This window comes from Actinoplanes campanulatus (genome assembly GCF_014647795.1).
Lineage (GTDB): Bacteria > Actinomycetota > Actinomycetes > Mycobacteriales > Micromonosporaceae > Actinoplanes > Actinoplanes campanulatus.
In genome coordinates, this window is record NZ_BMPW01000012.1 from 143,730 (window position 1) to 161,422 (window position 17,693).

Here is a 17,693-nt window from a genome sequence, read left to right on the forward strand (position 1 = left end):
GCGTGCCGCGGGCGGCACGCGACCCCCCTGCGGGCGATCAGCCCGCCGCGTCCACCAGCTGCTTGCGGATGTCCGCCGGGAACCAGTCGTAGCCCTCGAGGTACGGGTCCGGCTCGATGAACTTGTCCGAGGCCCAGACGATGTCGAACTGGTTGCTGGAGTTGATCTTTCCGATGTGGCCGGGCTTGGAGATGTGGTGGTTCTCGCCGTCGAGCGTGACCTTGCCCTCCGGCGCGTCGAACGTGATGGTGTTCTTCTTCGCCGCGGCGTTCACCGCGTCGACGTCGAACGAGCCGGCCGCCTCGACGAGCGCCTTGTACAGGTACATCGAGATGTAGGCGGCCTCCATCGGGTCGGAGGTGACACCGCTGCTGCTGGGGTAGGCCTTCCAGCTCTCGATGAACTTCGGGTTGGTCTCGGTCTTGAGCGACTGGAAGTAGTTCCAGGACGCGTACTGGCCGGACACCTCGTGGCCCATCGCCGGTGCCTCCTCCTCGGCGATCGACACCGAGATGATCGGCGTCGTCGCGGCGGTGAGACCGGCGTCGTAGTACGCCTTGATGAAGCCGACGTTCGACGAGCCGTTGATGGTGTTGAAGATGAAGTCGGGCTTGGCCGCCACGATCTTCGCCACCTGGCTGGTCCAGTCGTCCTTGTCGAGCGGCACGTACTCCTCACCGACGATCTCGATGCCGAGCTTGGCCGCGTACAGCTTGATGATCGCGTTCGCGGTGCGCGGGAAGACGTAGTCGCTGCCGGCGAGGAACAGCTTCTTCACACCCTGGGAGGCGAGGAAGTCCATCGCCGGGATGATCTGCTGGTTGGTGGTCGCGCCGGTGTAGTAGATGTTCGGCGACGACTCGAGGCCCTCGTACTGCACCGGGTAGAAGAAGAGACCGTTGTTCTTCTCGACGACCGGCTTGACGGCCTTGCGGGAGGACGAGGTCCAGCCGCCGAAGATCGCGGCGACGCAGTCCTGGGTGAGCAGCTTCTCGGTCTTCTCCGCGAAGGTGGGCCAGTCGGTGGCGCCGTCCTCCTGGATGTACTCGATCTTCTTGCCGAGAATGCCGCCCGCGGCGTTGATCTCGTCGGCGGCCATGTGCAGCACGTTGGAGACGGTCTTCTCGGAGATCGCCATGCCGCCGGTCAGCGAGTTGAGGAAGCCGAGCTTGACGGTGCTGCCCGAGGTGTCGACGCAGCTGGCCGCCGGGGAGGCGGCGCTGGCGGCCGTCTCCTCGCCGGCCTTCGCGCCGCAGCCGGCGAGCACGAGGGCCATGGACGTCCCGATGGCTCCGGTGGCCATCAGCGTACGCAACCGCTTACTGGTGGTGGACATATATAGGTGCTCCGTTCCTGGTCAAGGGGGCGTGCCAGGGCGAGTCGCCGGTCAGGTGCTACCGGTTGCTGCGTGTGAGAGCAGATTGGCCGTGAGTCATTGCTCTGACATTTCTGAACTGTTCCAACTCTGTAGCCGACACATCGGCCCTGACATGAATCTCCTGGAAGCTGGCGGAGGGCCCGGGAAAGTTCATGTCAAAGTTCTGCCACGATCCGCGAGGCTGCAGCAGCGATGGCACAGTCCTGACATCGCTCCTGGGGTCAGGGCAGCTGGGTGAGGACGTCGAACTCCACGCCCTTGGCCTCGGACGCCGGGATCAGGCGCAGCGTCGCGGACCTGCCGGCCGACGGCGAGCTGCTGGACCGCCTCGGCGACCTGATCACGGCTCTCGATCCGAAGGTGGCGCCGGCCGTCACCTCCTGAAACGCGCGACGAACCGCTTCTGCCAGGGCGTCTCCACCGCCTGCGGGTGATAGTGCCGCCGGACCCAGGCCACCGCCTGATCCGGCGGCACACCGTCGAGCACGGCCAGGCAGGCCAGCGCGGTGCCGGTCCGGCCGATGCCACCACCACAGGCGACCTCGACCCGCTCACCCTCGGCGCGGCACAGGGCTTCGGTCAAAACCTCTTCGGCGTACGCGCGATCGCGCGGCAGCCAGAAGTCGGGCCACCTGATCCACCGGCTGGTCCACCCGAACTCGGGCGGCGGCGAGCCCAGCAGATAGACCCCGAACCGGGGCGGGTGCCCGGTCGGCATCGCCCGTCGCAGCCCGCGGCCCCGGATCAGCCGTCCGGACGGCAGCCGGATCACCCCGTCGGCGCCCTCGTCCCAGCCATCCGCCATGGCTAGATCGTGCCAGTAGGGTGCTCACCTTGTGAGTCCCCTCGTCCAGACCCTCCTGCCCACCCGCCTCGGAACGAGTTTCCGCTGGCTGCTCGCGTCGTCCTGGACGACCAACCTCGGTGACGGCATCGCCGCCGCGGCCGGTCCGCTGCTGGTCGCCTCGCTCACCTCCGACGAGTTCCTGATCGCCCTGGCCGCCCTGACCACCTGGGCGCCGCCGCTGATCTGCGGTCTCTGGGCCGGTGTCCTCTCCGACCGGTACGACCGCCGCATGATCGTCCTGGCCGCCAACGCCTTCCGGGCCGTGGTCCTGCTGGCCATGATCGCCGCGCTGGCCACCGGCCACCTGACGGTCGTGGCGGCGCTGATCGGCGTCGCGCTGATCAGCACGGCCGAGGTGTTCGCCGACAACACCACCGGCACGCTCACCCCGATGCTGGTGGGCCGGGACGACCTGGCGCTGGCCAACGCCCGTCTCCAGACCGGCTTCATCACCTTCAACCAGCTCGCCGGGCCGTCGATCGGCGCCGCGCTGTTCACCCTGGGCCGGTCCTGGCCGCTGGTGTCCGAGGTGCTGCTGGTCCTCGCCGGGATGCTGCTGGTGAGCCGGGTCAAGCTGCCGCCGCACGGCCGTACCGGCAGCCCGAACGTGCGCCGCGAGATCGTCGAGGGCTTCCGCTGGGTGCTGCACCACCCGCCGGTCCGTACCCTCTGCCTCACCATCCTGATCTTCAACCTGGCGTTCGGCGCCGCCTGGGCGGTGCTGGTGCTCTACGCCCGGGACCGGCTCGGGCTCGGCGACTTCGGGTTCGGCCTGATCACCACCGTCTCGGCGGTCGGCGGCCTGTTCGGCACCGCCCTGTACGGCTGGATCACCGCCCGGGTGAGCCTCGGCAACGTGATGCGGATCGGCCTGATCATCGAGACCGTGACCCACCTGATCCTGGCCGCGACCCGTTCCCCGCTGGTGGCGCTGCCGGTGTTCTTCCTGTTCGGCGCGCACGCCTTCATCTGGAGCACCACCTCCACCACGGTCCGCCAGCGGGCCGTGCCGGAGCACCTTCAGGGCCGGGTCAACGCGGTCAACACCATCTGCGTGTACGCCGGTCTGGTCGCCGGGTCGGCGATCGGCGGACTGCTGGCCAAGCAGTACGGCATCGTCGCCCCGTTCTGGGCCGCGTTCGCCGCCTCGGCCGTCTTCCTGATCCTCCTCTGGCCGCAGATGACCCGGATCGCGCACGACGATCAGCTATAGTCCCGGCATGTCTTGCTTCAGCGTGCGACGCCGGCGTCCCGAGGGCCGCCGCTGAAGCTCTGCTTTCCTCCCGGCGGGTCGACACCCGCCGGCACTGGACAGCAGTGGTCGGTCCGACCCGCCTCCGCATTCGTCGAGAGGCCGGACCATGAATCTCGAATCACTCCTGCACGACCGGCTGGCGCCCGCCTTCGCGGCGGTCGCCGGCACACCGGTGGACCCGGCCGTCCGGTCCTCCCCGCACGCCGATCTCCAGTCCGGGGCGGCGCTCGCCCTGGCCGGCCGGCTGCACCGGCCACCGCGGGAGATCGCCGCCGAGGTGGCCGCCACCGCTGACCTGACCGGGATCGCCGAGGTCACGGTCTCCGGGCCGGGCTTTCTCAACCTGACCGTCGCCGACGACTGGATCGCCACGGCCCTGGACGCGATCGCCGGCGATCCGCGGCTGGGCGTGCCGCCGGTGCCGGATCCGAAGAGGATCGTCATCGACTACTCCTCACCGAACCTGGCCAAGGAGATGCACGTCGGCCACCTGCGGTCCACGATCATCGGCGACTCGCTGGCCCGGCTCCTCGACTGGCAGGGCCACGACGTGCACCGGGTCAACCACATCGGCGACTGGGGCACCCCGTTCGGCATGCTGCTCGAACACCTCGCCGAGGCGGCCGACGGGACCGGGCACTCGCTCGCCGGCCTGACCGCCTTCTACCGGGCGGCCCGGGTGCGGTTCGACACCGACGAGGACTTCCGGATCCGGGCCCGGCTGCGGGTGGTGGCGTTGCAGAACGGCGACGGGCCGACCCGGGAGCTGTGGCGGCGGCTGGTCGCCCAGTCGGAGAAGGCGTTCCTGGGCGTCTACGACCGGCTCGGTGTCACCCTCGGCCCGGAGCACTTCGCCGGGGAGAGCACCTACCAGGACGAACTCGCCGGCATCGCTGCCGAACTGGCGGAGAAGGGCCTGTTGACCGAGAGCGACGGCGCCCTCTGCGCCTTCCCGGCGGGCTTCACCGGCCGGGACGGCGCGCCGCTCCCGCTGATCGTGCGCAAGGCCGACGGCGGATTCGGGTACGCCGCGACCGACCTCGCCGCACTCCGGCACCGGGTGTCCGATCTCGGCGCGGACGAACTGCTCTACGTGGTCGGGTCACCGCAGCGGATCCACTTCGGGATGGTCTTCGCGGTGGCCCGGGCGGCCGGGTGGCTGCCGGAGACGGTCAGCGCCGAGCACATCGGGTTCGGCTCGATCCTGGGCGCCGACGGCAAGATGCTCAAGACCCGGGCCGGTGACACGGTCCGGCTCTCCGGGCTGCTCGACGAGGCGGACTCCCGGGCCACCGATCCGGCGCTGGGCATCGCCGCGATCAAGTACGCCGACCTCTCCGGGGACCGGCGGGGCGACTACGTCTTCGACTGGGACCGGATGCTCGCCTCGACCGGGAACACCGGACCGTACCTGCAGTTCGCGTACGCCCGGATCTGCTCCATCTCACGGAGGGCCGAGGGCGCGCCGGGACCGATCCGGATCACTGAGCCCGCGGAGCGGGCGCTCGCCCTCGCGCTGATGGGTTTCGAACCGGCGCTGACCGCGGCCGCCGGACCGCGGGAACCCCATCGGATCGCCACCTACCTGTACGAGCTCGCCAGCACGTTCAGCCGGTTCTACGAGCGGTGCCGGGTGATCGACGCCGAACCGGAGACGCGGAGCAGCCGGCTGGCCCTCTGCGCGCTGACCGCACGGACCCTGCACACCGGAATGTTTCTCCTCGGTGTCGAGGCCCTCGACCAGATTTGATCACCAGGCAATCCCCGATTCATCGACCGATCAGGTGATCGGCCGTTAGGGTGCTGGTTTCGGCGCCCACAAGGCGCGATCGATCCGATGTTGAGAGGTTCGCAATGACCCTTCCCACCGGCGTCTCGCGGCGGAGCGTCCTCGCCGCGTCGGCAGCCGCCACCGTCGCCGCGCCGCTCGTCTCCTCGTCAGGCGCGCAGGCCGGCGGCACGGCCGTGGAGAAGACCTACCGGCTCACCGTTCTGGGCACGTCGGACACCCACGGCAACGTCTACAACTGGGACTACTACAAGGACGCGGAGTACGACGACAGCGCCCACAACGACGTCGGCGTGGCCAAGCTGGCCGCGTTGGTGAACAGGCTGCGCGCCGAGGCGACCGGCCCGGTGCTGGTGCTGGACGCCGGTGACACGATCCAGGGCACCCCGCTGGCCACGTACTACGCCAAGCAGGAGCCGATCACCGCGACCGGTGAGAAGCACCCGATGGCCCGCGCCATGAACGTGCTGCACTACGACGCCGTCACGCTGGGCAACCACGAGTTCAACTACGGTCTGCCGCTGCTGAACCTGTGGATCCGTCAGCTCGGCTTCCCGGCCCTGGCCGCCAACGCGATCAGTGTGAAGACCGGGAAGCCGGCGTTCACGCCGTACGTCATCAAGAAGGTCTCGCTCGGCCGCCACGCGCCCACCCTGCGCGTCGGCATCCTGGGTCTCACCAACCCCGGCTCGGCGATCTGGGACCGGGCCAACGTCGAGGGCAAGCTCCAGTTCGCCGACATGATCGCCACGGCCGCCAAGTGGGTGCCGATCATGCGGGCCCGCGGCGCCGACGTCGTGCTGATCTCCGCGCACGGCGGCGACAGCGGCACCTCCAGCTACGGCCCGGAACTGCCGAACGAGAACCCCACCGCGCTGATCGCCGAGCAGGTGCCCGGCATCGACGCGATCCTCTTCGGCCACGCGCACCGCGAGGTGCCGCAGCGGTTCGTCACCAACCTGAAGACCGGCGAGCAGGTGCTGCTCTCCGAGCCGTCGAAGTGGGGCCAGCGGCTCACGAAGATGGACTTCGACATCACCCGCGTCAAGGGCCAGTGGAAGATCACCACGAAGGCCGCGACGTCGCTGAACACCAACACCGTCGAGGCCGACCCCAAGGTCCTCGCCGCGGTGCGCAGGCAGCACGAGAAGACGGTGACCTACGTCAACCAGGTCGTCGCCGCCTCGACGGTGGAGCTGTCCGCCGCCACCAGCCGGTACGAGGACACCCCGATCCTCGACTACATCAACAAGGTGCAGACCGACACCGTCACGGCGGCGCTGGCCGCTTCCGAGTACGCGAGCCTGCCGGTCCTGTCGATCGCCGCGCCGTTCAGCCGGACCGCGGTGTTCCCGCAGGGCGACGTCAAGATCAAGGACGTGGCCGGGCTCTACATCTACGACAACACCCTGGAAGCGGTCGTGCTGACCGGCGCCGAGGTGAAGGCGTACCTGGAGTACTCGGCGAAGTACTTCGTCACGCACGCGGTCGGCGCCCCGGTGAACCCGGAGACGATCAGCGACCCGGCCGTGCCGGACTACAACTACGACGTGCTCTCCGGCGTCGACTACGACATCGACATCAGCAAACCGGTCGGCAGCCGGATCACCCGCCTCCAGATCGGTGGGGTGGACGTCGCCGCCGACGCGCGGTTCGTGGTCGCGGTCAACAACTACCGGCGCTCCGGCGGCGGCAGCTTCCCGGGCATCGTGAAGACCCAGGTCTACAACGAGCAGCAGGAGATCCGCCAGCTGCTCATCGACTGGGCGCAGGCGAAGGGCCGGATCGACCCGGCCGACTTCTCGGTGCGGAACTGGCAGCTCGTCCGCGAGGGCGTGCCGGTCTTCTGATCGGGGGAGCGGGCCGGGTGACCGGCCCGCTCACTCCTCCTGCTGCCAGTTGCCGCGGGCGTCGGCCGCCACGTACATGCCGGTGCTCTTGCCGGTGGGCAGCTCGAACGTGCACAGATAGGTGCGCAGCCCCTCGGCGTTCCGGTCGCTCTCGCCCAGGCAGGCGACAGCGGTGAACTCGCCGACCTCTTTGGCGATCCGGCTGTCCACGGCGAGGGTGTCCTGGAGGACCGTGGTGATCCGGTCCTCCTGATAGGCGTGGTAGGCCGGAACCGCCACGCTGAAGGTCAGCGCCGCCCAGACGGCGGCGCCGCCCACCACCGTCACGCCGTAGGCGATCCAGTAGGGCGAGCGCTTACGGCCGTACCCGCGGGCCCGACCGGACCGCCGCAGCGCCGAGATGACGCCGAGCGCGCTGAGGAAGAACGTCCAGTACACCACCGGGCGCCAGGACGGCGCCTCCGGGCGGCCCGCCGCGTGCACCTCCCCGGGGAAGCGGACGAGCAGCTGGCCGTGCCGGTGACCGGTCGGGTCGACCGGCGGGGCGACCGGCGCCGGACCCGGATCCGGCGGTCTGGCCCACGGCGGAGTATTCATGGTCATCGTGCGGTGGACCTTCCCCTAGCGGCCGGATGCTTCTCCGTGCCATCGGGATGATCGGCTGTGGTCCGCCCGAGTTGAGGATTAGTTGTTTTTCAGGTGCGGCGCTCAGCCGCCCGGGTTCACCGGCGGGTCGGTGACCGGATCCGTCGTCGGTGTCGTCGGCGCCGTGGTCGTCGGGTCGGTCGTCGGCTCGGTCGTCGGGGTGGTCGTCGGATCCGTGGGATCCGGCGCCGACGACGACACCGACGGCGAGGCCGACGACGGGCTGGCCGAACGGCTCGCCGGCGTCTTCTTCGTCCTGGTCGGCCGGGTGTTGGTCTCCGAGGTCTCCACCGCGGACGGGGAGTCCTCCGCGCTCGGCGGCGGCGGGCCGATCGGGTCGGCCTGATTGCCCTGGTTCTGCTTGCCGGTGCTGCCCGGGGCCGGCGTGTCGCCCTTGAACGCGAACGCCACGCCGATGCCGCCGGCCACCAGGAAGAGGGCCAGGATCGCGAACATCAGCAGACGCTGCGCCGGTGGCTGCGCCGCCTTGGAGCCCGGCCGGGTGAACGGGACCGGCGCCGGGACGGCACGCTGCATCGGCGCCGGCCGGGGCGCGGCCGGGCTGATCGGCATGGTCGGGAACTGGCCGGTCCCCATCCGGGTGACCGGGAACTGCCCGCTGCCCATCCGGGCGGCCGGGCTGATCGGGGCGGCCAGCGTGGTGCCGGTGAGCCGTTTCCAGTCCATCGGCCCGGCCACGGCGAACGCCGCCTCGGCGAACTCGGCGGCGCTCTGGAACCGGTCGGCCGGCTGCTTTGCCATCGCCCGGGCGATCAGGTCACGAACCTCGTACGGAACGTGGTCGGGCAGCGGGTCCGGATCGTCCTCCAGATGGCGCAGCGCCACCTGGAGAGCGTTGTCCCCGTCGAACGGCGGCACACCGGCGATGCAGTGGTAGGCCACCGCTCCCAGCGCGTAGATGTCGGTGGCCGGCGTCAGGTTGCCCTTGGCCACCTGCTCCGGCGCCATGTAGAGGGCGGTGCCGACGATCGCGTTGACACCGGTGACGCTGGTCATCGCATTGGACCGGGCCACGCCGAAGTCGACCAGGATCACCGCGCCGGTCGGCTTCACGATCAGGTTGCCGGGCTTGACGTCGCGGTGGACGATCCCGTTCTCGTGGGCGGCGTGCAGCGCGTCGGCCGCCTGCGCCACGATCGACATGGTCTCGGCGACCCCGAGCTGGCCCTCCTTGACCCGGGCGGAGAGCGGCTCGCCCTCCACGAAGGCCATCACCAGATAGGCGACCTTCTCCGGGCCCTCGTAGTCGCCGTCGCTCGCGTAGTCGTAGACCTCGACCACGCCGGGGTGACGGAACGCCGCCATCATCCGGGCCTCGCCGTAGAAACGGGCGGCGAACTCCGGATCCTCCAGCATCGCGGTGCGCAGCACCTTGACCGCGACGGTCCGGCCCAGCACGACGTCGGTGCCGCGCCAGACGTCGCCCATCCCGCCGGTGGCGACGCGCTCGTCCAACCGGTAACGGTTGTCCAGGAGGTTTCCCGCGTTGAGCACCAGCGGACCTTATCTGTAGGAGTTCAAGCCGAATGCCGCTCAACTGTACAGAGCCGTGGCCTTTCGCGGGAGGTCGGCAAGGGCCTGCGGAAACGGCCTCGCCGGGTCACCTCTCGTCGGGCGCCGGAGTCACCATGACGGCCGTCTCGGCCAGCTCGATCTCCTCGTTCTCGGCCTGCCGCTCCAGGGCGGCCCGCGCGGTGCCGGCGGCCACCCAACCGGCGGCGATGCCGACCAGGCCGGCCGCGACGATCACGCCCCAGGGGCGTCGCGGCCGCCGGCCGGCGAGGGCGCTCGCGGCCGCGTTGGCCCGGGCCCACGCCTCGTCGGTGACATAGGTCACTCGATCGCCGGCCCGCCCGGCGACCTTCCGGCTCTTCCGCCCGGCCCGGCCGGCGCTCTTCCCGGCCGTGGCCCACGCGCTCTGGAGATGCTCCCAGGCCTCCTCGGCGGTCTTCTCGGCCTGGTTCTTCCTCGAGAACATCGTCTGCACCTCCGGTTGCACGGTCTTCCCGGGGGAGCTTGCCCCGGATCAACCCTCCGCAAACGTCCGCTGTGGACGCCATCACGGTTCCAAAACGATTTGACGCGGCGCAGTAGGGTTGACCGGGTTCACACGGACCACTCAGGTGACTAACAGGTTCGGCGCCTAACCTTTCGGGCAGTTTCTACCGAACCTTCCGGGGAGGAGTCGTGCCGTCTTGTCCAAGGTCGGCATGGCCGATTCTCGCGTTTAAAGGAACAACGCCCGGAGCGACCGGGCGGGTGGAGGGAAGAGGCGTGACGCTGTCGATAACGACGTCGACGCTGGCCGACGGCGCGGTGGAGGTCTCCCCGCGAGGCGAGATCGATGTCGAGAACGCGTTTGAGATCCGTGAGGCCGTGGCGGCTCAGCTGTCCTCCGGATCCCCTGCCCGGATCGAGCTCAACATGCGGCATGTGACCTTCATCGACTCGGTCGGCATCAGCGCCCTGGTGGCCGCGTTCCAGCTGGCCGGGGTCAGCGGTGTCAAGCTGGTGGTCACCCGGCCCAGCCGCTTCGCGCACCGGCAGCTCTGGGTCACCGGGCTGCTCGGCCTCTTCGGCAACCCACAGCCCTTCGACGAGACCGTCACCGCCTGACGCGGTGCCCGCTCAGAAGGCGGGCGTCTGCACCTGGACGGCGCCGACGTTGATCCGGACGTCGGCCTCCGCGGGCGCCCGGATCGGGGTGACCACGGCGAAGTTCTCGGCGAGCGCGGCCAGGTCGGTGCCGGGGTCCGGGGTCTCCTCGGCGGCCTGCACGGCGGTCCGGACATAGCCGTCACCCGCTTCGGCGATGCTCATCTGCACCTGGCCGAAACCCGCCAGGGTCGCCTGCCGTAGTCCGCGGATGCCGTCCACGTGCAGGTCCGGGACGTTCAGGTTGAAGATCGTGCCGGGCGGGGTGTGCAGCAGCGAAGGCAGCAGGCGGACCGCGAGGTCGGCCGCGCTGCCCCAGTGGTGCTGCTCGTCGTCGAGGTGGTCGAGGGCGGCGATGGCGGCGCCGCCACTGGCCGCGGTGGCCGCCGCCGGGGTCAGCACGTCGAGCGAGACGGCCAGGCCGTGCATCCCGGCGTGCGAGGCGGTGAGGCAGGCGCCGACCGTGCCCGAGTGCACCACGGCGGCGCCCGCGTTGGCGCCCCGGTTGATGCCGGAGAGCACGATGTCCGGCGCCGGCCCGAAGGCGTCCCGCAGCGCCAGCAGGACGATGTAGGCGGGGGAGGCGGCCACCCCGTACGCCGGAATGTTCTTGATCCCGGCGAGTTCGCGCTGCTCCGAGACGATCTTGCCGTCCTTCACGACCGCGGTCATCGAGGCGCTGCTACCACTGGACTCACTCAGCGGCGCGGCCACCACCACGTCGTACCCCGCGTGTGCCACCGCGTGGGCCAGCCAGCGGATCCCGGGCGCCTCGATGCCGTCGTCATTGGTGATCAGAATGCGCATTCGGGGTTGCTTGCCCGGTTGAGGGGTCATCATGCCTTCTCTATCGGGGTCAGCCGGACCCGCTCGGTGAGGACCCGGACCGCGTCCACGTGCCCGGTGCCGAGCCCGTGCCGGGTGACGTTCAGTGCCCCTGCCGCCGCCCCGGTACGTACAGCCTCCTCGATATGGCCCCCGTGGGCCAGAGTGGCGGCGACCCCGGCCGTCATCGAGTCGCCGGCGCCCCGGTGTTCGGCGGGGGTGAGCCGGGGCAGCGCCACCGTGTAGATCTCCCCGTCGAAGAGGGCCAGCGCGCCCTCGTCGGCCCGGGAGACCAGCACCGTCTCGGCACCGTTCTCGTGCAGCTGGATGAGCGCCTTCACCAGCGATCCGGTGCTGCCGTCCGGGGCCATCCCGTCGGCGATCAGCTCCTCGTGGCTGATCTTGAGGACGGTGATGCCGGCCTCCAGCACCGCGGCCAGGTGGCGGCTGCACAGGTCGGCGATCACCTTGCAGCCGTTCGACCGCAGATCGGCGGCGAGGCGGCCGTACACCTCGGGTTTGATCACCGAGGGATGGGCCGGGCCGCTCAGGATGGCGATGCCGGCCCGCAGGCCCTCGGCGAGCGTCAGGTTGTACAGCTCGTCCAGCTCGTGCCGGGACAGGGGGGTGCCGGGACGCTCGGCGATCTCCTGGCGGCTGCCGCCCCGCCGGTCGTGCACGTACCAGCCGCTGCCGTGTTCGCGCATGACCAGCCGCAGCGTGACGCCGGGCAGTGCCAGCAGTGGGGCCAGAACCCGGCCCACCTCGCCGCCGGCCGCCGCGCAGAGCGTCACCCGGGCCCCGAGCGACGTGATCATCCGGGTCTGCCAGATGCCCTGGCCGCCCGGATGGACGTGCAGCTCGGGCTCGTCGTGGTGTTGCTCGATGGTCACCGTCAGCTGTGGGGCCGGCGCGAAGACCATGACTCGCCCGTCACTCATGTCTCGCATTGTTATCTTTTCGCGCATCCGGCGTGGCGGTTCGCAAAAAGTACAGATCAGGTTTAAAGCTCGAAGTTTTACCAGCTGACCGGCGTGCAGTCCCGTGCCGCCCCGGCCGGCTCCACCTGGAGCGTGGCGTGGTCGATCCGGAAGTCCTCGTGCAGCGCCTCGCGCGCCGCGGTGAGCACCGTGCCCAGCTCCGCCCGCGGGTCCAGCCGCAGGTGTGCGGAGGCCACGTCCATGCCCTCGGTGAGCGTCCAGACGTGCAGGTCGTGCACGTCGCAGACGCCCGGCACGGCGGCCAGCCGCTCCCGGACCCGGGCCACGTCCAGGTGCTCGGGGGCGGCCTGGACCAGGATCCGGATCGCCGAGCGGCCCAGGGCGAAGGTACGCGGCAGGATCATCAGGGCCACCAGGACGGCGACGATCGGGTCCGCGTACGCCCACCCGGTGCGCCAGATGATCAGCGCCGCCACGATGACCCCGGCCGACCCGAGCAGATCACCGAGCACCTCCAGGTAGGCCCCGCGCACCCCGATGTTCTCCTTGGCCCCCGAGCGCAGCAGCGCGAACGCCACCAGGTTTGCCAGCAGGCCGCCGACCGCCACCACCAGCATCCAGCCGGCCGGCACGTGTGGTGGATCGGTGAACCGCTGCACTGCCTGCACCAGGACGAACCCGGCCACCACGGTGAGCAGTGCCGCGTTGGCGAGCGCGGCCAGCACCTCCAGCCGGTAGAGCCCGTAGGTGCGGCCCGAGTCGGTGCCCGCCCGGTGGGCGGCGGTGATCGCGGCCAGGGTCATCGCGATCGCCAGCACGTCGGTGAACATGTGCCCGGCGTCGGAGAGCAGCGCCAGCGATCCGGTGATCCCGGCCGCGACCGCCTCGACGACCATGAAGACGGTCAGCAGCCCGGCCGCCCACCAGAGGCGCCGTCGATGCCCGGCCCCGCTGGTGAGCAGGTCCCGGGTTCCGTGGTCGTGGCCGGCTCCCATGTCGTTTACCCTCCGTCGTCCGGCAGGCCGCCGCTAATGTATGCGGACATTGCTATATGTGCAAACGGTTGTGACCCCGGTGCCGTGCGATGAGAATCTTGATGACCCGTTCTGCATCGGAAAGGAAGTTTCGTGCTTCGACGTACCCTTGCGAACGTTCTCTGCCTCACCGCATGTGCGGTGACGGTAACCGCCGCGCCCGCCTCAGCGGCCCGGACCAGCCCTCTACCCAGCACAATCACCCTGCCGAGCGGTTTCCAGCCGGAGGGGATCGCGATCGGCGGGAAGCCCTACGCCTACTTCGGCTCCCGTGTCGACGGCGACATCTACCGCGCCGACCTGCGGACCGGGGAGGGCGCGGTGTTCAGCGAGGGCCCGGGGACCGCCTCGCTGGGCCTCAAGATCGACGACGGCCGGCTCTTCGTGGCCGGCGGCGCAGGCGGCGACGCCCGGGTCATCGACCTGCGCACCGGCCGGGTTCTCCGGTCCTACCGGCTGCAACCGGTGGGCTCGAACACGTTCATCAACGACGTGATCGTCACCGATGAGGCCGCGTGGTTCACCGACTCGCGCAACCTCGTTCTGTTCAAGGTGCCCTTCGGCCGGCACGGCAAACTGCCCGGGGCGGCCACCGCGGTCCCGCTCACCGGCGACATCGAGCTGCTGACCGGCAACAACGCCAACGGCATCAGTCGGACGCCGGACGGCCGCGGCCTGATCATCGTGCAGTCCAACACCGGATTCCTGTTCCGGGTCTCCTACTCCGGCGTCACGTCACGCATCGACGTCGGCGACACGCTGCTCACCAACGGCGACGGCCTCTGGCTCCGCGGCCGCGACCTCTACGTGGTGCAGAACCGGCTCAACCAGATCGCCGAGATCAGGCTGAACCGGTCCGGGACGACCGGGACCCCGGTGTCGGTGACCACCGACCCGAGCTTCGACGTGCCGACCACCATCGCCGAGTACCGCGAGCGCTTCTACCTCCCGAACGCCCGCTTCACCACCCCGCCGACCCCGGAGACCACCTACGACGCGGTCTCCGTGCCGATTCCCTGAGGTCTGGTCCTCAGGGAAGCCAGCCGGGGTTCGTGCCCACCGTGGTCAGTCGCTGCGTCGCGCGGGACAGGGCCACGTAGAGGGTGCGGACCCCGGCCGGGTCGGTCGCGATCTGCGACGGCTCGACCAGCACGACGGCGTCGTACTCCATGCCCTTGGCCTCCAGCGCGGTCACCACCTGGACCCGCTCCGGCAGCCCGGCCACCCAGCCGGCCACCTCGTCGTGCCGCGGCACCGGCATGATCACGCCGATCGTGCCGTCCACCTCGGCGAGCTGCTTCTCGGTCAGCTCCCGCACCGCCTCCGGAAGACCGCCGGTGGTCACCGACACATCGGCCGGTTCGACGCCGGTGCTGCGCACCGCGGAGGGCAACGGCAGATCCGGCATGATCGTACGGATGACGCGCGCCGCCACCTCGAAGATCTCCGACGAGTTCCGGTAGTTCGTGGTCAGCGCGTAGCTGTTGCGTTTGCGGCTGCCCAGCGCGCGATCGCGGGCCCGGTCCAGCTCATCCAGGTCGCCGGACCACGCGGTCTGCGCCGGGTCGCCGACGATCGTCCAGGACGCGTACTGCCCGCGCCGCCCGATCATCCGCCACTGCATCGGCGTCACGTCCTGCGACTCGTCGACGACCACGTGCGCGAACTCCCGGTAGTCCTCCTCGCGCCGCACCTGCTGGGCGCGGGCCGCCGCCTGCCGGTCCGCGAACGTGCTGACCTCCTGGATCCCGTCCCGGACGTGGAACGGGTTCTTCGTCTTCCGCTGCGGCTGCCGGGGGCGGCCCATCAGCTCGTCCAGCTCGTCCAGCAGCGCCACGTCGGAGATCGTCGGCCCGTGCTCGCCCAGCGCGTCGAACGAGCCCTGCAACGCGGCGATCTCGTCCCGGGAGAGCAGGCCGTTCGCGTACGCCCGGAGCCGTCCCGGATCGGCCAGCCAGCGCAGCACCCGCATCGGGGTGAACCGCGGCCACCACGCCTTCAGGAACTCCCGGAAGTCGGTGCGGTCGGCCAGCTCCGACTCGAACTCCTTCTTCTCCGGCAGCCCGGTCACCCGCGCCTCCCGGGCCTGCGCCCAGAGCGCGTCGAAGACCCGGTCGAAACCGTGCCCACGGACCTCGTTGCGCCGTGCCCCGCGTTGCAGCACCTTGCGCCGGATCTGGTCCAGCGCCTGCGCGTCCAGCCGCAGCAGCGTGCCCCGGTAGAGCAGGCGCAGCTCGGTCGGCGCTCCGGGCACCGCGTCGTGCGAGGCCCGCTCCAGCACCCGCCGCATCCGCAGCGAGCCCTTGATCGCGGCCACCTCGCCGGAGTCGACCCGGGTGGCGTCGTAGCCGGGCACCAGCGAGCCGAGCGAGCGCAGCGTCGCCGTCTCCTCGCCGAGCGACGGCAGGACGGTCGCGATGTACTCCACGAAGACGCCGGACGGGCCCACCACCAGGATGCCGCCGCCCGCGAACCGGCTGCGGTCCGAGTAGAGCAGGTAGGCCGCCCGGTGCAGCGCCACCGCGGTCTTCCCGGTGCCCGGGCCGCCGGTCACGATCGTCACACCGGAGGCGGGGGAGCGGATCGCCTCGTCCTGCTCGCGCTGGATGGTGGCGACGATGTCCCGCATCCCGCGGCCGGTCGCCTTCGCCAGGCTGGCCAGCAGCGCGCCGTCACCGACCACACGCATGCCGTCGGGAGCCGCTTCCGGATCGAGGAGGTCGTCCTCGATGCCGGTGACCCTCTCCCGGCTGGACTGGATCATGCGGCGCCGGACCACGCCGAGCGGCTCGGCCGGGGTGGCCCGGTAGAACGCCGCGGCGGCCGGCGCCCGCCAGTCCACCACCAGCGGTTTCGAGCCGTCGTCGCGGATGCCCATCCGGCCCACGTAGTGGGTGGCGCCGGTCTTGAGATCGAGGCGGCCGAAGACGAGCCCCTCGTACTCCGTGTCGAGGGCGTGCCGGCGGCGGGCCGCGTGGAAGACCATCGCGTCGCGCTCCACCAGCGCCCCGAAGGTGCCCACCCCGGCCAGGCGGTAGCCCTCCTTCTCGGCACGGGAGGCATCCCGGCGCAGTTCGGCGAGGCGGGCGTAGACGCGGTCCACGTGCTGCTGCTCGACCGCGATCTCCTGTTGCAGGACGGTGGTGTCGCTCAAGTCCGCTGTTCTCCCTCTCATGGCGCACCACCAAAGCGCGCTCGGCGCGAAGGGGGCAATCGAACTTACTCCTACGCCCCGGTCCGCGTCGAACGAGCCCCGGCGGTCACCCCGTGGTCGGAACTTCCCAGGATCCTCGCCGAAACCTCGCGAGATGTGTATTTCCGGAGGAAACGATCGGGGCGGACCCTAGGCGGCGCGGGAGCAGCGGCTCGGGCGTGTCATCGCGCGACGAGCCCGCTTGGCGTCCCGGGCGGCCCGGCGGACGATCGCGACCAGCGCCTCCGACACCTCCGCCGGCCGCTCCAGCGGGAGCATGTGCCCGGCCCCGGCCAGCACGGTCAGCTGGGCCCCGGTGAGCGCCCCGGCGATCGACTCCGCGCAGGCCGGCGGGGTGAGCCGGTCCCGGTCGCCGACCAGCACGGTGGCCGGCATCCCGCTCAGCTCGGCCAGCGTGTCCAGCCGCCGCTGGGCGCCGACCGACTCGCGGAAGCCACCGATCGACCGCAGCGGCGCCCGGCCCAGGCTGCGCATGGTCAGCAGCATGGCCTCCTCGGCGCAGTCGTCACCGAAGAGCAGCCAGCGCAGGGCCGGCCGCAGCGCGGGCAGCACGGCCCGGTGCGGGCGCCAGGTGCCGGAACGGGCGAGCAGCCCCGCCCCGAAGGTCTCGCCGGCCCTCAGCAGGTTGGCCAGGCTGCCGGGCAGTCCGTACCGGGTGTGGGTGTGGCCCTCGGCGGTGGTCGAGATCAGGAGCAGGCCGGCCACCCGCGCGGCGAACTCGCCGGGATGGCGGTGGGCATACTCCATGATCGTCATCCCGCCCATCGAATGCCCGGCCAGAACGACCGGGCCGGTTGGCGCGCAGCGGCGGATCACCTCGGCCATGTCGTCGCCGAGCCGGGCCAGCGTGGCCTCGCGCAACCGGGTGGCGCCGGACCGGCCGTGACCGCGGGTGTCGAAGGCGATCACCCGTGGGGCCCGGCGGCCCATCCCGGCGAGAGCGGTGATCTGGTGCTGCCAGGTCCGGCGGTCGAGGCACCAGCCATGCGCCAGCACCACGGTGACCTGGGCGTCCTGGGGGCCGGAGATCGACAGATGCAGACGGGTGCCGTCGGCCGTGGTGATCTCGGAACGCGTCTGCATGGGTACCTCCGTGATGGTCACGGTCCCCGCTTACCCACGGGTAATAATCATCACTCGCGATCATCGCGATTGCCAGCGTGTTTCGATCCAATTTCCGGCTGGCAGGGGCCGAAGTCCTCTGGACCGTGAGTTAGCTCGCAAACACTGTTGCGAACC

16 protein-coding genes are annotated in these 17,693 nt (G+C 70.6%); 6 read left to right on the forward strand and 10 right to left on the reverse strand.

Annotation, left to right across the window (positions count from 1 at the left end; translation table 11 throughout):
* Positions 1-37: 37 nt before the first annotated feature.
* Entirely contained in the window at positions 38-1,336 is a 1,299-nt protein-coding gene (urtA, locus tag IEZ13_RS23670) for an urea ABC transporter substrate-binding protein (protein WP_183226149.1), read from the reverse strand.
* Positions 1,337-1,612: 276 nt separating this feature from the next.
* Between urtA and IEZ13_RS23675 the strand changes: the two genes are divergently transcribed.
* A complete protein-coding gene (locus IEZ13_RS23675) occupies positions 1,613-1,762 on the forward strand; it encodes a hypothetical protein (RefSeq protein ID WP_183226148.1) in 150 nt (49 codons plus the stop codon).
* Here IEZ13_RS23675 and IEZ13_RS23680 read toward each other — a convergent pair.
* Complete coding sequence (locus IEZ13_RS23680) at positions 1,752-2,183, reverse strand: protein-tyrosine phosphatase family protein (protein ID WP_183226147.1); 432 nt, start codon at positions 2,181-2,183, stop codon at positions 1,752-1,754. The two genes, IEZ13_RS23675 and IEZ13_RS23680, sit on opposite strands and share 11 nt — an antisense overlap.
* Before the next feature lie 31 nt (positions 2,184-2,214).
* Between IEZ13_RS23680 and IEZ13_RS23685 the strand changes: the two genes are divergently transcribed.
* The 3 genes from IEZ13_RS23685 (at position 2,215) to IEZ13_RS23695 (ending at position 7,119) form a co-directional block, all read left to right on the forward strand.
* Positions 2,215-3,438 carry an MFS transporter gene (locus IEZ13_RS23685; protein ID WP_183226146.1) on the forward strand — a complete coding sequence of 408 codons (1,224 nt, stop codon included), beginning with the start codon at positions 2,215-2,217 and terminating at the stop codon, positions 3,436-3,438.
* A gap of 148 nt (positions 3,439-3,586) precedes the next feature.
* The gene (argS, locus tag IEZ13_RS23690; protein ID WP_183226145.1) at positions 3,587-5,230 is read left to right on the forward strand and encodes an arginine--tRNA ligase; all 1,644 of its coding nucleotides are present in this window, start codon (positions 3,587-3,589) and stop codon (positions 5,228-5,230) included.
* Positions 5,231-5,334: 104 nt separating this feature from the next.
* Positions 5,335-7,119, forward strand: coding sequence for a bifunctional metallophosphatase/5'-nucleotidase (locus IEZ13_RS23695; RefSeq protein WP_183226144.1), 1,785 nt, complete (start codon positions 5,335-5,337; stop codon positions 7,117-7,119).
* Between the two features lie 30 nt (positions 7,120-7,149).
* Here the strand turns inward: IEZ13_RS23695 and IEZ13_RS23700 are convergent, their stop codons facing one another.
* The 3 genes from IEZ13_RS23700 to IEZ13_RS23710 all read right to left on the reverse strand — a co-directional run bounded on the left by IEZ13_RS23700 (position 7,150) and on the right by IEZ13_RS23710 (position 9,763).
* Positions 7,150-7,722, reverse strand: a complete 573-nt coding sequence (locus IEZ13_RS23700) for a hypothetical protein (protein ID WP_183226143.1) — start codon at positions 7,720-7,722, stop codon at positions 7,150-7,152.
* 105 nt (positions 7,723-7,827) lie between these two features.
* Positions 7,828-9,279: a serine/threonine-protein kinase gene (locus IEZ13_RS23705; protein ID WP_183226142.1), complete on the reverse strand. Its 1,452-nt coding sequence runs from the start codon at positions 9,277-9,279 to the stop codon at positions 7,828-7,830.
* Positions 9,280-9,385: 106 nt separating this feature from the next.
* Positions 9,386-9,763: a hypothetical protein gene (locus tag IEZ13_RS23710; RefSeq protein ID WP_183226141.1), complete on the reverse strand. Its 378-nt coding sequence runs from the start codon at positions 9,761-9,763 to the stop codon at positions 9,386-9,388.
* 296 nt (positions 9,764-10,059) lie between these two features.
* Between IEZ13_RS23710 and IEZ13_RS23715 the strand changes: the two genes are divergently transcribed.
* The gene (locus tag IEZ13_RS23715; RefSeq protein WP_183226140.1) at positions 10,060-10,401 is read left to right on the forward strand and encodes an STAS domain-containing protein; all 342 of its coding nucleotides are present in this window, start codon (positions 10,060-10,062) and stop codon (positions 10,399-10,401) included.
* 12 nt (positions 10,402-10,413) lie between these two features.
* On the opposite strand, the gene surE is transcribed toward IEZ13_RS23715, so the two are convergent.
* The 3 genes from surE to IEZ13_RS23730 all read right to left on the reverse strand — a co-directional run bounded on the left by surE (position 10,414) and on the right by IEZ13_RS23730 (position 13,201).
* Positions 10,414-11,247 carry a 5'/3'-nucleotidase SurE gene (surE, locus tag IEZ13_RS23720; RefSeq protein ID WP_183226139.1) on the reverse strand — a complete coding sequence of 278 codons (834 nt, stop codon included), beginning with the start codon at positions 11,245-11,247 and terminating at the stop codon, positions 10,414-10,416.
* Between the two features lie 29 nt (positions 11,248-11,276).
* On the reverse strand, positions 11,277-12,215 hold the full coding sequence (locus IEZ13_RS23725) for a 1-phosphofructokinase family hexose kinase (protein WP_229794943.1): 939 nt from the start codon (positions 12,213-12,215) through the stop codon (positions 11,277-11,279).
* A 68-nt stretch (positions 12,216-12,283) separates the two neighbouring features.
* Positions 12,284-13,201: a cation diffusion facilitator family transporter gene (locus IEZ13_RS23730; RefSeq protein ID WP_183226138.1), complete on the reverse strand. Its 918-nt coding sequence runs from the start codon at positions 13,199-13,201 to the stop codon at positions 12,284-12,286.
* A 132-nt stretch (positions 13,202-13,333) separates the two neighbouring features.
* On the opposite strand from IEZ13_RS23730, the gene IEZ13_RS23735 reads away from it, so the two are divergent.
* Positions 13,334-14,260 (forward strand): SMP-30/gluconolactonase/LRE family protein, encoded by a 927-nt coding sequence (locus IEZ13_RS23735; RefSeq protein ID WP_183226137.1) that lies wholly within the window; start codon positions 13,334-13,336, stop codon positions 14,258-14,260.
* A 10-nt stretch (positions 14,261-14,270) separates the two neighbouring features.
* Here the strand turns inward: IEZ13_RS23735 and IEZ13_RS23740 are convergent, their stop codons facing one another.
* Together IEZ13_RS23740 and IEZ13_RS23745 are read right to left on the reverse strand one after the other, a co-directional pair.
* Positions 14,271-16,394 (reverse strand): HelD family protein, encoded by a 2,124-nt coding sequence (locus IEZ13_RS23740; protein WP_183226136.1) that lies wholly within the window; start codon positions 16,392-16,394, stop codon positions 14,271-14,273.
* A gap of 189 nt (positions 16,395-16,583) precedes the next feature.
* Positions 16,584-17,537: an alpha/beta fold hydrolase gene (locus IEZ13_RS23745; RefSeq protein ID WP_183226135.1), complete on the reverse strand. Its 954-nt coding sequence runs from the start codon at positions 17,535-17,537 to the stop codon at positions 16,584-16,586.
* Positions 17,538-17,693 lie beyond the last annotated feature (156 nt).

Bases quoted from the DNA above. Each gene is read 5' to 3' on its own strand.
- IEZ13_RS23725 (WP_229794943.1), bottom strand. From the start codon at position 12,215: ATGCGAGACATGAGTGACGGGCGAGTCATGGTCTTCGCGCCGGCCCCA.
- IEZ13_RS23700 (WP_183226143.1), bottom strand. From the start codon at position 7,722: ATGACCATGAATACTCCGCCGTGGGCCAGACCGCCGGATCCGGGTCCG.
- surE (WP_183226139.1), bottom strand. From the start codon at position 11,247: ATGCGCATTCTGATCACCAATGACGACGGCATCGAGGCGCCCGGGATC.
- IEZ13_RS23710 (WP_183226141.1), bottom strand. From the start codon at position 9,763: ATGTTCTCGAGGAAGAACCAGGCCGAGAAGACCGCCGAGGAGGCCTGG.
- urtA (WP_183226149.1), bottom strand. From the start codon at position 1,336: ATGTCCACCACCAGTAAGCGGTTGCGTACGCTGATGGCCACCGGAGCC.
- IEZ13_RS23745 (WP_183226135.1), bottom strand. From the start codon at position 17,537: ATGCAGACGCGTTCCGAGATCACCACGGCCGACGGCACCCGTCTGCAT.
- IEZ13_RS23680 (WP_183226147.1), bottom strand. From the start codon at position 2,183: ATGGCGGATGGCTGGGACGAGGGCGCCGACGGGGTGATCCGGCTGCCG.
- argS (WP_183226145.1), top strand. From the start codon at position 3,587: ATGAATCTCGAATCACTCCTGCACGACCGGCTGGCGCCCGCCTTCGCG.
- IEZ13_RS23730 (WP_183226138.1), bottom strand. From the start codon at position 13,201: ATGGGAGCCGGCCACGACCACGGAACCCGGGACCTGCTCACCAGCGGG.
- IEZ13_RS23695 (WP_183226144.1), top strand. From the start codon at position 5,335: ATGACCCTTCCCACCGGCGTCTCGCGGCGGAGCGTCCTCGCCGCGTCG.